Source organism: Mesorhizobium sp. M5C.F.Ca.IN.020.32.2.1, assembly GCF_004023105.1.
Classification (GTDB): domain Bacteria; phylum Pseudomonadota; class Alphaproteobacteria; order Rhizobiales; family Rhizobiaceae; genus Mesorhizobium; species Mesorhizobium wenxiniae.
The window spans coordinates 1-585 of the sequence record NZ_RZSX01000357.1 but is presented as its reverse complement, the minus strand read 5'-3'; the positions used below and the strand labels follow the sequence as shown (position 1 = coordinate 585).

The following is a 585-nucleotide window of genomic DNA, read 5'->3' as shown; positions in this document are numbered from 1 at the left end:
GTAGGCGGAAATACCGTTGCCACTGTCGATAAGGCCGTATCGCTCATCTTCGAGTGCGGCACTCGCGGCGCGCAACTCGCCGTTTTCCCTGAGGCCCTGATCGGTGGCTATCCGCATGGTGCGCGTTTCGGGGCCTTCTTCGGTGGTCGCACAGCTAAAGGGCGAGATGAATTTGCCGCCTATTTCGAGAGCGCCATTGAGGTTCCGGGAAAGGAAACGGCAACGCTCGGCGCCGCAGCGCGGGAGGCCGAGATGTATGTCGTGATCGGCGTCATCGAGCGCGATGGCGGTACGCTGTACTGCACAGCGCTGTTCTTGGGACCGGATGGCTCGCTCCTCGGAAAGCACCGGAAGCTGATGCCCACCGCCTTCGAGCGCCTGTGCTGGGGCTTGGGCGATGGCTCGACCCTCGCGACGGTAGACACACCTTGGGGAAAGCTCGGCGCGGTCATCTGCTGGGAAAACTACATGCCGCTGATGCGCATGGCCATGTACGGCCAGGGGATCGCTTTGTATTGCGCGCCGACGGCGGACGACCGCGAGGCCTGGACATCGACAATGCGGCATATCGCCATGGAAGGACGC

1 protein-coding gene is annotated in these 585 nt (G+C 62.9%); it reads left to right on the top strand.

Annotated elements, in window-relative coordinates:
* A partial coding sequence (locus tag EOA86_RS18400; RefSeq protein WP_164891815.1) for a carbon-nitrogen hydrolase family protein occupies positions 1 to 585 on the top strand: 585 nt, incomplete at both ends.